Source organism: Amycolatopsis sp. TNS106, from assembly GCF_019330265.1.
Taxonomy (GTDB): Bacteria; Actinomycetota; Actinomycetes; order Mycobacteriales; family Pseudonocardiaceae; genus Amycolatopsis; species Amycolatopsis lurida.
This window is the reverse complement of record NZ_CP024972.1, coordinates 7,446,396-7,459,539: the sequence shown is the minus strand read 5'-3', so window position 1 is coordinate 7,459,539 and position 13,144 is coordinate 7,446,396. Positions and strand designations below refer to the sequence as shown.

At 70.0% G+C, this 13,144-nt stretch carries 18 protein-coding genes; 11 read left to right on the top strand and 7 right to left on the bottom strand.

Annotated features, from left to right (window positions below; all coding sequences use genetic code 11):
• Nucleotides 1-51: 51 nt before the first annotated feature.
• Nucleotides 52-288 (bottom strand): ANTAR domain-containing protein, encoded by a 237-nt coding sequence (locus CVV72_RS34425; RefSeq protein ID WP_255632356.1) that lies wholly within the window; start codon nt 286-288, stop codon nt 52-54.
• Between the two features lie 314 nt (nt 289-602).
• Here CVV72_RS34425 and CVV72_RS34420 point away from each other — a divergent pair, with 314 nt between their 5' ends.
• From CVV72_RS34420 to mscL, 3 genes are all read left to right on the top strand, one after another.
• Entirely contained in the window at nt 603-914 is a 312-nt protein-coding gene (locus tag CVV72_RS34420; RefSeq protein ID WP_034305740.1) for an FmdB family zinc ribbon protein, read from the top strand.
• Nucleotides 915-1,030: 116 nt separating this feature from the next.
• Entirely contained in the window at nt 1,031-1,672 is a 642-nt protein-coding gene (locus CVV72_RS34415) for an SAF domain-containing protein (RefSeq protein ID WP_219148202.1), read from the top strand.
• A gap of 93 nt (nt 1,673-1,765) precedes the next feature.
• The gene (gene mscL / locus CVV72_RS34410) at nt 1,766-2,170 is read left to right on the top strand and encodes a large-conductance mechanosensitive channel protein MscL (RefSeq protein ID WP_219148200.1); all 405 of its coding nucleotides are present in this window, start codon (nt 1,766-1,768) and stop codon (nt 2,168-2,170) included.
• A 6-nt stretch (nt 2,171-2,176) separates the two neighbouring features.
• Here the strand turns inward: mscL and CVV72_RS34405 are convergent, their stop codons facing one another.
• Nucleotides 2,177-2,350 (bottom strand): hypothetical protein, encoded by a 174-nt coding sequence (locus tag CVV72_RS34405; protein WP_199745374.1) that lies wholly within the window; start codon nt 2,348-2,350, stop codon nt 2,177-2,179.
• 55 nt (nt 2,351-2,405) lie between these two features.
• Here CVV72_RS34405 and CVV72_RS34400 point away from each other — a divergent pair, with 55 nt between their 5' ends.
• The gene (locus tag CVV72_RS34400; RefSeq protein ID WP_219148198.1) at nt 2,406-2,690 is read left to right on the top strand and encodes a hypothetical protein; all 285 of its coding nucleotides are present in this window, start codon (nt 2,406-2,408) and stop codon (nt 2,688-2,690) included.
• A gap of 20 nt (nt 2,691-2,710) precedes the next feature.
• Here the strand turns inward: CVV72_RS34400 and CVV72_RS34395 are convergent, their stop codons facing one another.
• The gene (locus CVV72_RS34395; protein ID WP_005155592.1) at nt 2,711-3,211 is read right to left on the bottom strand and encodes a molybdenum cofactor biosynthesis protein B; all 501 of its coding nucleotides are present in this window, start codon (nt 3,209-3,211) and stop codon (nt 2,711-2,713) included.
• 128 nt (nt 3,212-3,339) lie between these two features.
• Here CVV72_RS34395 and CVV72_RS34390 point away from each other — a divergent pair, with 128 nt between their 5' ends.
• Together CVV72_RS34390 and CVV72_RS34385 are read left to right on the top strand one after the other, a co-directional pair.
• The gene (locus CVV72_RS34390) at nt 3,340-4,401 is read left to right on the top strand and encodes an NAD-dependent epimerase/dehydratase family protein (RefSeq protein WP_219148196.1); all 1,062 of its coding nucleotides are present in this window, start codon (nt 3,340-3,342) and stop codon (nt 4,399-4,401) included.
• 71 nt (nt 4,402-4,472) lie between these two features.
• On the top strand, nt 4,473-5,276 hold the full coding sequence (locus CVV72_RS34385) for an MBL fold metallo-hydrolase (RefSeq protein ID WP_219148193.1): 804 nt from the start codon (nt 4,473-4,475) through the stop codon (nt 5,274-5,276).
• Between the two features lies 1 nt (nt 5,277).
• Here CVV72_RS34385 and CVV72_RS34380 read toward each other — a convergent pair whose 3' ends face one another.
• Genes CVV72_RS34380 through CVV72_RS34365 form a run of 4 tightly spaced genes read right to left on the bottom strand, consistent with a single transcriptional unit; the run spans nt 5,278 to nt 9,606 of the window.
• Nucleotides 5,278-6,444 carry a serine hydrolase gene (locus tag CVV72_RS34380; RefSeq protein WP_219148189.1) on the bottom strand — a complete coding sequence of 389 codons (1,167 nt, stop codon included), beginning with the start codon at nt 6,442-6,444 and terminating at the stop codon, nt 5,278-5,280.
• Between the two features lie 54 nt (nt 6,445-6,498).
• Nucleotides 6,499-7,548, bottom strand: coding sequence for a sensor histidine kinase KdpD (locus CVV72_RS34375; protein ID WP_219148187.1), 1,050 nt, complete (start codon nt 7,546-7,548; stop codon nt 6,499-6,501).
• Nucleotides 7,545-8,243 (bottom strand): response regulator transcription factor, encoded by a 699-nt coding sequence (locus CVV72_RS34370; RefSeq protein ID WP_034305757.1) that lies wholly within the window; start codon nt 8,241-8,243, stop codon nt 7,545-7,547. Before CVV72_RS34370 ends, CVV72_RS34375 begins: the two co-directional genes overlap by 4 nt.
• Before the next feature lie 10 nt (nt 8,244-8,253).
• Complete coding sequence (locus tag CVV72_RS34365; protein ID WP_219148185.1) at nt 8,254-9,606, bottom strand: hypothetical protein; 1,353 nt, start codon at nt 9,604-9,606, stop codon at nt 8,254-8,256.
• 131 nt (nt 9,607-9,737) lie between these two features.
• Between CVV72_RS34365 and CVV72_RS34360 the strand changes: the two genes are divergently transcribed.
• The 5 genes from CVV72_RS34360 to CVV72_RS34340 are packed head-to-tail and all read left to right on the top strand — an operon-like array spanning nt 9,738 to nt 13,111.
• On the top strand, nt 9,738-10,394 hold the full coding sequence (locus tag CVV72_RS34360; protein WP_219148183.1) for a glycosyltransferase family 2 protein: 657 nt from the start codon (nt 9,738-9,740) through the stop codon (nt 10,392-10,394).
• A complete protein-coding gene (locus tag CVV72_RS34355; protein ID WP_219148182.1) occupies nt 10,391-11,035 on the top strand; it encodes a DUF2064 domain-containing protein in 645 nt (214 codons plus the stop codon). The genes CVV72_RS34360 and CVV72_RS34355 overlap by 4 nt, the downstream gene beginning before the upstream one ends.
• Complete coding sequence (locus tag CVV72_RS34350) at nt 11,032-11,640, top strand: bifunctional 2-polyprenyl-6-hydroxyphenol methylase/3-demethylubiquinol 3-O-methyltransferase UbiG (RefSeq protein WP_219148179.1); 609 nt, start codon at nt 11,032-11,034, stop codon at nt 11,638-11,640. Before CVV72_RS34355 ends, CVV72_RS34350 begins: the two co-directional genes overlap by 4 nt.
• Nucleotides 11,637-12,704: a molybdopterin-dependent oxidoreductase gene (locus CVV72_RS34345; RefSeq protein WP_219148177.1), complete on the top strand. Its 1,068-nt coding sequence runs from the start codon at nt 11,637-11,639 to the stop codon at nt 12,702-12,704. Before CVV72_RS34350 ends, CVV72_RS34345 begins: the two co-directional genes overlap by 4 nt.
• Nucleotides 12,701-13,111: a hypothetical protein gene (locus CVV72_RS34340; protein ID WP_219148175.1), complete on the top strand. Its 411-nt coding sequence runs from the start codon at nt 12,701-12,703 to the stop codon at nt 13,109-13,111. Before CVV72_RS34345 ends, CVV72_RS34340 begins: the two co-directional genes overlap by 4 nt.
• Nucleotides 13,112-13,144 lie beyond the last annotated feature (33 nt).

The following is a 13,144-nucleotide window of genomic DNA, read 5'->3' as shown; positions in this document are numbered from 1 at the left end:
CTTGGGAGTCATCTACCCGAGCCAGGGACCAGTGGACCGCAACCTGGCGAGCTACACACTGCCCTCGGGCAGTCCACCAAAGAACGGCTTGACCTCTTCGAGAACGCGGTCGTACACGCGCGGATCAAGCCCGGACGCACCGTTGCCGCTACCCGCGGCTACCACCACCGCCGCTACGTCGTGCAGCTTCACGTTCGTGTGTTGAGAGATGTCCACGAGCGCTTCGAAGGCTTCATCGGGCCCCCACGTACGCAACACCATGAACATGCCCTTGGCTTGTTCGATCACGGGCAGTGAGTACATGGCTTCTCTCAGTTGCCCGAGTTCCGCCGCCCCTTCGGACTCGTCATGCGACCTCATGTGGTCATCTCAGCGCAGCCGGCCCCGCGATGCCACATCCCACGCCAGCGAAGATCGACTCTCGATCGGTCGACCACAGCACATTCCTGGCCGCGCCCGACGGGGAACAGGTACGGAACAGAGGGCGTGACCAGGTCCTCATGTGACGTTGGGAAACCTTGTTTGACCTGCGCCGGAATGCCCCGGTACCGTGTTGTGTTAGCACTCTTGTCGGCTGAGTGCCAATGCACGAAGGAGCAGCAGTGCCCACCTACCAATACGCCTGCAAGGAATGCGACCACGCTTTCGAGGCCGTGCAGTCGTTCTCCGACGCGAGCTTGACCGTGTGCCCGCAGTGCTCGGGCCCGCTTCGCAAGGTCTTCAGCTCGGTCGGCGTGGTCTTCAAGGGCAGCGGTTTCTACCGCAACGATTCGCGCGACTCGAAGGCCAACACGACCTCGGCCCCGGCCAAGACCGAGACCAAGTCGGAGTCGAAGACCGAGTCCAAGTCGGAGACCAAGAGCGCCGCATCCTCCTCCACGGGTACGACGAAAACGGCCGCCGCCGCTTCCTGACGTCCCGAGTTGTCCACAGGTCCCCGGTTATCCACAGCCGGGGGTTTTCGTTCTTTCCAGGGCAGCGCGCCCGCCCCTAACGTCGAGATCATCACCGATCGACGAGGGGGAATCCCGTGCTCCATCAGCTGCCCGTCCCGCGAAGACTCCAGGGCAGGCCCGCCCGGCTGCTCCGCCGCTGGCTCGCCCTGTCCCTGCTGCTCAGCGGCCTGATCGCGCTGTTCCTGCCCGCGTCCGCCCGCGGCACGCCCGGCACCGCGACCGTCGTCTCCGCCCGCGACCTCCCGGCAGGCTCAGTGCTCCGCGCCGAGGACATCAGCCTCGTCGACCTCCCGGACGACCTCCGTCCCCAGGGCGCCACCGGCCTGTCGTCCTCGGTGGAGGGACGGATGCTCGTCGGTGCGGCGCGGGCGCGTGAACCGCTGACGGACGTCCGCCTGCTGGACGCGGGCATCCCCGGATCGGGTGATCCCGAGAGTTCAACTGTCCCGGTGAGGCTCGCCGACGCCGGTGTCGCGGAGCTGCTCAGGCCGGGGCGGCGGGTCGACGTCGTCGCGGCCGCCGAAGCGGGGCAAGAGGCGTCTGTGCTGGCCAGCGCGGCCGTCGTGGCGGCGGTGGGCGATCAGGGCACCCGTGATCCGAAGGCCTCCGGTGCCGGGAGCAAGGGACCTTTGGTGCTGCTTTCCCTGCCGTCCGCGATCGCGACACGGGTCGCGGCCACCTCGCTGGAACGGTCCATAACGGTTACCCTCCGCTAGCTCGCGCCTGCCCTGTGGCGGCGGGCGCCTGCGTCCCCCCGGTACGGAAAAGGGACGGTCGGCGAACCGTCCCAGGTGATAGAGGAGAGCGTCTTGATCAAGGGCTTCAAGGACTTCCTGATGCGCGGGAACGTCGTCGACCTCGCGGTCGCGGTGGTCATCGGCGCCGCGTTCACAGCGATCGTCACGGCCTTCACGAACGGCCTGGTCAAACCGCTGATCAACACCATCGGCGGATCGGACGCCGCCAAGGGCCTGGGGTTCAACATCCTGGCCGAGAACGACGCCACGTTCCTCGACTTCGGCGGCGTGATCAACGCGGCGATCAACTTCGTGCTGGTCGCGGCCGTCGTCTACTTCGTGATCGTGCTCCCGGTCAAGCACGTCCAGGAGCGGCGCAAGCGCGGTGAAGAGGCGGGCCCCGCGGAGCCGACCGACGTCGAACTGCTCACCGAGATCCGTGACCTGCTGCGCGCGCAGCAGAACCGCGCGAGCTGATCCGGATCACCGGTCGTGGTGAGGCGGCCGGTTCTCCAGGAACCACGAGTCGGAGTCCGGGGAACGCTGCCCCGGCTCTCGCTCGTCGGAGGTCGTGTCCGGCAGGACGTCGCCGAAGATCTCGTCGACCCGCCGTTTCTCCGCGGCGGAGGGGCGCTTGTCTTCGTCTTCACCTGGCATGACGTCCATTTTCGCACCGGTCGCGGGGGCCGCCCGCCGGTGGGACCATCAGCGCATGAGCATCGTCGACAAAGCGAAGGGGCTGGCCGCGCAGGCCATCCACAAAGCGGAAGAGGTCGCGGGCGAGGTCCGCGAGAAGGCCGGGCCGCTGGCCGAGAAGGCGGGCGACGTCGCGGCCAAGGGTGTCTCGGCGGCGTCGGCCGGCGCGAACAAGGTCACCGGCGGCCGGTTCGAGGACAAGATCGGCCAGGTCACCGAAAAGGTGGAAGGGGTGCTGCACCAGGACAAGAAGGGCGAGCCCGGGACCGAACCCGGACCCGCCCCGAAGAACCAGGCCTGAAGGCCAGGCCCTCTGAAAACTTAAGCCTCTTCGAGCCCGGACAGCTCGTCGATCACGTACGGCACCAGCGACGAGAGCGTCGCCATGCCGTCGCGGACCGCCGCGCGGGAACCCGCGAGGTTGACCACCAGCGTGCTGCCGGAGACGCCGACGAGACCGCGGGAGATGCCCGCGTCCACCGCGCCGGCGGCGAGCCCGGACGCGCGCAGCGCTTCACCGATGCCCGGGATCGGGCGGTCGAGCACACCGGCCGTCGCGTCGGGGGTGCGGTCGCGCGGGGAGACCCCGGTACCGCCGACGGTGATCACCAGGTCGGCACCGCCGATCACCGCGGTGTTGAGCGCGTTGCGGATCGCGGCCGTCTCGGCCTCGACCACGACGACGCCGTCGACGATGAATCCGGCCTCTTCGAGCAGCTCCGTGACCAGCGGTCCCGTGTTGTCCTCGTGTTCGCCGTGGGCGACCCGATCGTCCACGATGACCACCAGTGCGCGGCCCAGCCGTTGTGCGCTCCGTTCCATAGGCACACCGTATCCGGTTTCGGGCGATCTTCGCTCCCGCGGTGCCGAGGGCCACGACTTGTGACGATTCCCTGACGTGAGCCCGCGATCCGGGGCCGCCGCCGAAGATCGGCCCTAGCGTCGGGAGGGTGCGAACACTGGTAACCGGCGGGGCCGGGTTCATCGGCTCCCACATCGCCGATCTGCTGTCCGACCGAGGCGACGAGGTGGTGGTCCTCGACAACCTCCTGAGCACCGCGCACGGTTCGTCGCGACCACCCGGGTACACCGGCCGCCACCGGTTCCTGCGTGGTGACGTCACCGACACGGAGCTGGTCGCCGAGCTGCTGGACGGCGTCGACGCGGTCTGTCATCAGGCGGCCGTCGTCGGGCACGGCGTCGATCCGTCCGACGCGCCCTCGTACGCGTTGAACAACGACTACGGGACCGCGGTCCTGCTCGCCGCGATGCACCGGGCCGGAGTCCGGAAGCTGGTGCTCGCCTCGTCGATGGTCGTCTACGGCGAAGGCCGCTACGAATGTCCCATCCACGGGATCGTGCCGCCGTCGCCGCGCAAACAGTCCGATGTGGACGCCGGCTGCTTCGAGCCCGTGTGCGCGGCCTGCGGCGCCGAACTCGACTGGCGGCTGGTTCCCGAGGACGCGCCGCTGCGGCCGCGAAGCACCTACGCGGCCACGAAGCTCGCGCAGGAACATCTGGCGGCGGCGTGGGCCCGGCAAACCGGCGGAACGGTCTGGGCTTTGCGCTACCACAACGTCTACGGGCCGCGGATGCCGCAGAACACCCCGTACGCGGGCGTCGCGTCGCTGTTCCGGTCCTCGCTCTTGCGCGGTGAGGCGCCGACCGTGCTGGAGGACGGGAAACAGCAGCGCGACTTCGTGCACGTCCACGACGTGGCGAGGGCGAACGTCCTGGCGCTGCGCACTGACGGGCCCCAAGGTGACCTGACCCCGCTGAACATCTGTTCCGGGCAACCCCACTCCGTCGGCGAACTCGCCGAGGAACTCGCGAAGGCCTGCGGCGGACCGGCTCCGAAGATCGCCGGGGGTGCCCGGCCGGCGGACGTCCGGCACGTCGTCGCCGACCCGGCCCGCGCCCGGCAGCTGCTCGGCTTCACCGCGCGAACCGGGTTCGCCGATGGCATCGCCGGATTCGCCACCGCTGAGCTGCGGGAACCGGTCGGTTCCTGAAACCGGGAACAGACCGGGCCTCCGCCGAGTTGTCGTTCCCGGCAACGGAATCGACTTTTTTGGGGGTTTTGGTGGGCATCACCGTCGGAGACATCGAGATCGAAGCGATCGGGGACGGTCTGATCAGGCTGCCGCTCGCGTTCTTCCCGGGTCTCGACCCCGACGCCCACCCGGACATCTTCGACGAGGACGGCACCGTGCACGTCCCCACCGGCGCGTACCTGATCCGCGGCAACGGCCGCACCATCCTCGTCGACACCGGCCTCGGCCCGCGCGAATTCGCCTTCCCGCCGGGGATGACGCCCGCCAAGGGCGACCCCACCCCGCCGATGGGGGCGGGCGGCGACCTCGCCGCCGCGCTGGACAAGGCGGGCTGCCCGGTCGACGAGATCGACACCGTCTTCCTCACTCACCTGCACAACGACCACATCGGCTGGATCGCCCCCGAAGGCGACCTGACCTTTCCCAGTGCTCAGGTCGTCTTCGGCCAACTCGACTGGGACGCCCTGATCGCGCCCGCCGGGACGGGCGAATGGAGCCGTGTCGGCATGGAGACCGCCCGCGGCGCGGGGCTGACCGAGGCGATCAGCGGCGACATCGTCGAGATCGCGCCGGGGATCGTGGCGCGGCACGCCCCGGGCCACACGCCCGGCCACTACGTCCTCGACATCACCGCGGACGACGAGCGCCTGCTGCTGCTCGGCGACGTCCTGCACACACCCGCGCAGCTGACGGACACGCGAGTGGGCTTCCTCGGCGACGTCGACCCGGAACTCGCGCTCCGCACCCGGCAGCGGTTCCTCGCGGAAGCGGAAGAGACCGGCGCGATCATCGCGCCGGCCCACTTCCCGGACATGGGGTTCCTGCGGCTCTGACCTACTTGCCGCAGAGCACCTTGTCGGTGAGCAGCTGATCCGCCTTGAAGTAGGCCTGCCCCAGATCGGCCGCGGAGTCCCCGTAGGTCATGGACAACTCGTAGGTCCTGCTGCCATCCGGGGTACTGGCCATCAGCGTCCCGTAACCGTGGAATCCGCCCATGCCCTTCAGGACGGTGCCACAACTCGCTTCCTGGACGTACAGGCCAAGTCCGTAGCCACCCTTCGGATGCGGCTTGCGCATCTCGGCGAGCAGCGGGGCGGGCAGGAGCTTTCCGCCCAGCAGCGCGGAGAAGAACGTGTGGAGGTCCTTGGTGGTCGAGATCAGTTCACCGGCGCTGGACGCCCATGACGGGTTCTGGTTCGTGATGTCGACCGTCTTCCACTGCCCGGGCTTCTCCTCGTAGCGGTAGTAGCCGTGCGCGTGCGGCCCGGGGATACCCGGCCACGTGCCCGGTACGACGGTGTCCCGCAGTCCGAGCGGCCGCAGGATCCGCCGCTGGAGCTCGTCACCGTAAGGGCGGCCTGCGACCTTCTCGATCACCAGTCCGGCCAGGACGTAGTTGATGTTCGTGTAGGTCCAGTCCGTTCCCGGTTCGAACAGCGGCGGCTTGGACAGCCCGAACCGCACCAGCTCCTCCGGCCGGTACGTGTGGTAGCGATTGTCCAGGAATTCCTTACCCATCAAGGGGATTCCCGGCACCACGGTGCCGTCCGGCCGGATCGCGCCGGTGTAGTCCACCAGACCGCTGGTGTGCTGCAACAGCATCCGCACGGTGATCCGCCGGTCGAGACCGAACTCGGGCAGGTAACCGGCCACCGGCGCGTCCAGGCCGACCTTGCCCTCCCCCACCAGCTGCAGGACGACGGTGGACACGAAGGTCTTGGTGTTGCTGCCGATCCGGAACCGCCCGTTCGTCGGCGGCTTGGCGGCCGAGCCCAGCTCGCGCACCCCCGCGCTGCCGGTCCAGTCACCCCGCGCGTCGTGCACCCGCAGCTGCGCCCCGGCGAAACCGGAGCCGGCGATCTCCTCGACCATCGCCCGCAGATCGGGGCGGTGCCGTCCGCTGTCCGCGGCGGCCACGCCGGGCATGATCCCGGCCAGCAGCGCGGCCGCCACCGCGGTGATCCCCACCCGCCGGAAGAATGTGCTCGCTGAAGTCGTCATGGCGGCAACGATCGCGGCCCGCGCTGACACCGCGGTGACACGCCGCTGACACGGTCAGGGCAGGGCGAGCGGAAGCCGGACCTCGAAGCGGCAGCCGGGACCGTCGTTCCGGACGCCGATGCGACCGCGATGGGCTTCGACGAGGCCTTTCGCGATCGCCAGCCCGAGCCCGCCACCGCTCGCCAGCCCGCCGCGCTCGGGGGTGCGCGCCGTCGTCCCGCGGAACGCGACGTCGAAGACCCGCCCGATCTCGTCGTCGGGGATCCCGCCGCAGCCGTCGGAGACCGCGAGCAGCGCCTCGCCACCGTCGATGCCGATCTGGACCGCGACCGTCCCGTCCGGCGGCGTGTGCCGCACGGCGTTGGACACCAGGTTGCGCACGATCCGTGCCAGTTCCGGGTCGCTGCCGGAGACGACCGGCCACACTTCGGCGTATTCGATCATCCGCACGCGTTTTTGCTCGGCGAGCGGCGCTTGCGCGGCGACGGCGTCGCTCACGACATCGCGCAGCGGCACGGCGGCCATGGTCAGCTGGAGCGCGCCCGCGGTGATCCGCGAGAGCTCGAACAGATCGCCGACCATGCCGGACAGCCGCGTGGTCTCGCCGCTGATCCGCCGCGCGTAGCCGGTGACCTCGATCGGGTCGGCGACGACGCCGTCCGCGACGGCCTCGGCCATCGCCTGGATGCCGGCCAGCGGGCTTCGCAGGTCGTGGCTGATCCACGCGACCAGTTCGCGCCGCGACGCCTCGGCCGCGCGCTCCCGTTCCCGCGCCTCCCGTTCCCACACGCTGCGGCGCGCGATCGCGCGGCCGAGCACGAGCGCCGTCGGCACGATCACCAGCGCGACCAGCACACAGACCAGGGTCATCGTGGTCAGCGCGGGGGTGAACATGAACCCGCTGATCCCGAGCACGGCGATCAGCGTCGCGAGCACCGGGATCAGCACGAGGATCGTCATCGTGCTGGCCAGCGAACCGCGCCGGAGCAGGTACAGCGCCAAACCGCCGAACAGCATCACCGGCAACGCGAACATCAGCGCGAACGGCAGGATATGCCAGGCGTGCGCCAGCATTTCGCCGAACGACTCACCGGAGCCGATCATCGCCGCACCGGGTCGTACCGGTAGCCCACGCCCCACACGGTGGCGACGCGGACGGGTTTCGCCGGGTTCTTCTCGATCTTCTCCCGCAACCGTCTCACGTGGACGGTCACGGTGGACTGGTCGCCGAAGTCCCAGCCCCAGACCTTCTCCAGCAGGTCGGCCCGGGAGAACGCCACACCGGGATGGGTGAGGAAGAACGCGAGCAGATCGAATTCCCGGCTGGTCAGGGGAAGTTCCACGCCACCGAGGGCCGCCTGCCGCGCGGACATCTGCAACGCGAGATCGCCGTCGGTGATCACGCGCGCCGCCGGTTCGGGCCGCGGCATCCGTGCCCGCCGCAGGACCGACGCCACGCGCAACGCGAGTTCCTTGGGGCTGAACGGTTTCGTGACGTAGTCGTCGGCGCCGAGCTGGAGCCCGGCGATCCGGTTCTCCTCCTCGCCGAGCGCGGTCAGCATCACGACCGGCACCTGGCTCACCTGCCGCAGGCGGCGGCACACCTCGAGCCCGTTGAGCCCCGGCATCATGACGTCGAGGACCACGAGATCCGGCCCGGTCGCCGAGAACAGCCGGAGCCCCTCGGTGCCGTCACCGGCGACGTCGACTTCGAAGCCCGCGACCTCCAGGTATCGCCGGACGACGTCCCGCACGGTCTCGTCGTCGTCGACGACGAGCACCCGCCCTTGCTCTGTCATGAAGCCCACCTCACCAGCTCGTCAGCACCAGATGGTTCACCACCAGCGCCGTGGCCGCCGACGCGGCGAGCCACCACCGCCGCCCCTTCGACGGCAGCAGCGCCACCGCGGGCAGCAGCCACACCTCGAACGGTAGCCAGATGCGTTCGACCTCCGCCTTCGACAGGCCGGACAGGTCGGCGAAGGCGATCGTCAGCACCGCGGCGAGGACGATCAGCGTGACCGGCTCGCGGAACGACCGTTTCGGCTCGGTGAGGAACTCCGCACCGGCCCGCCGCGTCCCGGCGATCACGGCCGGGCCGAGCGCGATCAGCACCGCCGCGATATCCGCCCACACCCAGTAGGAGTACGGGCGCAGGGTCGCGATGCCCTGGTAGTAGCGCTCGACCACCAGGTGATAGCCGTCGAGCCACCAGAACCCGGCCAGCGCGAACGCCGCGACGACCACGGCCACCCCCGCCGTGGCCCACAGGAGGATCCGCCACTCGCGGGTCAGCACGACGACGGCGAGCACGATCACGCCGAGCAGCACGAGACCGTAGGAGAGGAAGAGCCCGAACCCGAGCAGCAGGCCTCCGGGGAGCGCGAGGATCCGCCGTCGTCCGGCGAGCGCCAGCAGCGCTATCCCGGTCGCCGTGACACCCGCGAAGAGGCCGTCGGCGGAGACGCCGATCCAGATCGCGCCCGGGGTCAGGACCGCGAACGGCAGGACCGTCCTCGCGGCGTCCTGCCTGCCCAGCGCGGACAGCGTCACCGGCACCGCGACCACCGTGAGACAGCCGATCAGCACGACGACCGTCGAGGCCCACGCGCCGCCTTGCAGCCCGAGCCGGTCGAGCCAGACGAAGACCAGCGTCGCTCCCGGTGGATGCCCGGAAACGTGCGTCGTCCACGAATCAGGCTGGAAATCCAGGATGCGAGAGGAGAACTCGTCCAGCATCTTCGGGATGTCGGTGATCCCCGGCACCTCGTGCAGGTACTCGTGCTCCGTGGTGAGCCTGCCGGTGAACCCGCGCGTCCACCCGTCGATCATCGCCAGCGAGAACGTCCATGCCAGCGCGGTCACGTAGCCGAGCGCGAGCAGCGGACGCCAGCTCAGCCGGGCGGCGAGCGAGGGACCTTTGGTGACGACCAGGAGCGCGAGCACGACCGCGGCCACCGAACCCGGACCCACATGCGGCAGCCACAACCCGAACAGCGGCGGCGCGAAGGCGTAGATCACCACGCCGGAACCGGGCCGGTTGTGGTGGAGGCCGACCGCGATCGCGGCGGCGACCACGAGCATCGCGAGCCCCACGGCGATCAGATCGGCCCGGCGGCCGGTGCGGGAAGGGGCGGTGACAGTGGACATCACCGGCACCATAACCGCGTTTCCGCTGCCCCGCGGCCTGACGGCGCGGTCCGTCAGAACTCGGTAAGAACTTCCCTGACGTCAGAATTCGGTAAGCAGCGCAAGGGTTTTCGTCCGTCCACCCCGGACTTAACGTGCGTTGCGTGAACGATGACCAGGTTGACGTCGTGCTCCCCTGTCTCGACGAGGCCGGTGCCCTTCCCGGGGTGCTGGCGGCCCTGCCCGAGGGGTATCGGGCGATCGTGGTCGACAACGGCTCCAGGGACGGTTCCGCCGAGATCGCGGCCGGGCTCGGGGCGAAGGTCGTCCACGAACCCCGGCGCGGCTATGGCGCCGCGGTGCACACGGGGCTGGAGGCGGCCACGGCGGAGATCGTCTGTTTCGCCGACGCCGACGGTTCCCTCGACCTCGCCGAACTGCCGATGCTGGTCGGCGGCCTCGCCGACGCCGAGCTGACGGTCGGGCGGCGGGTGCCGACCGGTCCCGGCGTCTGGCCGTGGCACGCGAGAGCCGGCAACGCAGTGATCTCGTCGCTCTTGCGGTACAAGGGATTGCCGGTCCGTGACATCGCGCCGCTGCGAGCCGCTCGACGACATGCGCTCCTCGATCTCGGCGTCACCGATCGCGCCTTCGGCTACCCGCTCGAACTGCTGCTCAAGGCGGGGCGCGCGGGCTGGCGGGTCACCGAGTTCGACGTGTCCTACGGCGAACGCGCCAAGGGCACGAAGTCGAAGGTCTCCGGCTCGCTGCGGGGGACCCTGCGGGCGGCCCGGGATTTCGGGCGGGTGCTGAGCCGATGACCTTCTGCCTGTTGATCGTCGCCAAGGCGCCCGTGCCCGGTTTCGCGAAGACGCGGCTGTGCCCGCCCGCGACACCGGAGCAGGCCGCCGAGATCGCGGCCGCCTCCCTGCTCGACACCCTCGAAGCCGCCCTCATGACGCCGAAGGCACGTGTGGTCGTCGCCATGACCGGCGAACTCGGCGAGGCCGTCCGCGGCACGGAAATCGCTTCAGCGCTCCGAAAAACGGAGGTGATCCCCCAACGCGGGGAAGCGTTCGACACGCGGCTCGTCAACGCCCACGCCGACGCACCCCGTCCGGGGGAATCGGTGCTGCAGATCGGCATGGACACCCCGCAAGTCACCCCGGCGCTCCTGGCCGACGCCGCCGACCGGCCCGAAGACTCCGTCCTCGGGCTGGCCGAGGACGGCGGCTGGTGGGCACTGGGGCTCAAGGATCCGTTGCACGCCAAGGTTCTCGCCGGAGTGCCGATGTCGCGGGACGACACCGGAAGGCAGACCCTGCGCGCTCTGACCGACATCGGACTACGCCCCGGAATCCTGCCCACACTGTCCGATGTGGACATTCTCCCGGACGCGCACCGGGTCGCCGCGGCGGCTCCGCACGGCCGGTTCGCCCGAGCGGTGGCCGAAGTCCGGTGACCGCCTTCGACCGCGGCCTGCTCGGCCATCGCTGCTGGCTGGAACTGGCGACCGGCGAACGCGTCGACCTGCCGGTCGACCGCTGGACCGCCATCCCCTGCGAAGGCGACGACGTCCTCCTCGCCGCTTGTGACGGCCCGACCCTCGACGTCGGCTGCGGGCCCGGCAGGCTCACCGCCGCGCTGACCGAACGCGGCGTCGCTTCGCTGGGCGTCGACATCTCGGCCACCGCCGTGCGGCTCACCCAAGCCCGTGGCGCCGCCGCGCTCCACCGGGACGTGTTCGACCGGCTCCCCGGCGAAGGGCGCTGGCGGCATGCCCTGCTCGCCGACGGGAACATCGGCATCGGCGGCGATCCACACCGTCTCCTCACCCGGATGGCGGAACTGCTCACCGACGGCGGGACGGTGCTCGTCGAACTCGACCCGCCGGGCCGCGGACTCCGCCAGGACCGGGTCCGGCTGCGTCCCGACAACGGCGCCTGGTTCACCTGGGCGTGGGTCGGCGTCGAGGCGATCGCGGACCTCGCCGCCCGCACCGCCTTCCGCGTCGCGTGGTCCACCAGCCACGGCCACCGCTGGTTCGCCTGCCTGGAGAAAGCATGAACACCCCTTCGGAGCGGGTGACGTCGCGGATCGGGCTCGCGCTCGCCGTGACGTTCACACTGTGCTTCGTCACCGGACTGCTCAGTCATCTCATCCAGCATCCGCCGTCGTGGTTCGGCTGGCCGAGCCGCCCGGTCTGGCTGTACCGGGTCACGCAGGGCACGCACGTGATCGCCGGTATCGCGTCGATCCCCTTGCTGCTGGCCAAACTCTGGAGCGTCTACCCGAAACTGTTCGAGCGGCCGGTGATCCGTTCGCTGCCGCACGCGCTCGAACGCCTGTCGATCCTCGTCCTCTCCGCGGCCGCCTTCTTCGAACTCGCCACCGGCCTGTTCAACGTCGCGCAGAACTATCCGTGGACGTTCTACTTCCCGCAGCTGCACTACGCGGTCGCGTGGGTGGCGATCGGCTCGATCCTGGTGCACGTCGCGGTGAAACTCCCCATCGTCCGCCGTTCGCTCACTAGGAAGCCGGAACCCTCACGGCGCGCCTTCCTCCGCACGACCTGGCTGGCCGCGGGAGTCGGCGTCGTGGCGACGGCCGGGGCCACGGTTCCTTTGCTGCGCGGCGTTTCCGGCCTTTCGTGGCGCAGCGACAAGGGGCCGCAAGGCCTGCCGGTGAACCGGACCGCCGCGGCGGCGGGCGTCCTGGACGCGGTGAACGACCCCGGCTGGCGGCTTTCCGTGGTGACCGCGAACGGCACGAAGACCTATTCGCTGGAAGAACTCCGTGCCCTCCCGCGAACTTCGGCCGAGCTGCCGATCGCATGCGTCGAAGGATGGAGCGAATCCGCTCGCTGGAGCGGCGTCTCCCTGCCGGAGTTGTTGCGGCACGCCGGAAGCACCCCGGGCACACCGGTCCGCGTGTTCTCGCTGGAGAAGGCCGGGCTCTACGGGATCAGCGATCTCCCCGGCGAGCACACCGCGGACGACCTCACCCTGCTGGCGCTGGAACTCAACGGTGAAGTGCTCGACGCCGACCACGGCTTCCCGTGCCGGATCATCGCCCCGAACCGGCCGGGTGTCCTGCAGACGAAATGGGTCACCCGCTTGGAGACGCTGTGAAGACGTTGAGGCTGCTGCTGTTCCTGCCCGGCCTCGCCGCGCTCGCGTGGGGCGCGGTGCTGTTCTCCGAGTACGCCTTCCCGCTGCGACCGGACGTCTTCGGGACCCTCGGGTGGCTCGTCGGCGGCCCGCTGGCGCACGACCTGCTGATCGCACCGCTGGCCGGCGCCGTGGGATTCGCGCTGAGCAGGTTCCTCCCGGAACGCTGGAAGACGCCGGTCAAGACGGGCGCGGTGCTCACCGGTGTGTTGACGCTGCTCGCGTTCCCGTTGCTGTGGCGGCCTTTCGGCGGCGCCCGGAATCCGGGCCTGCACGACGCCGACACCGGCACCGGCCTGCTCGTGAGCCTGGCGGTCGTCTGGCTGGGGGTGCTCGTGGCCGTGCTGGTCCGGCGGACAGCGAAATGAAAGGGGCCACGCGCGACCGGGATTGGCAGCCGG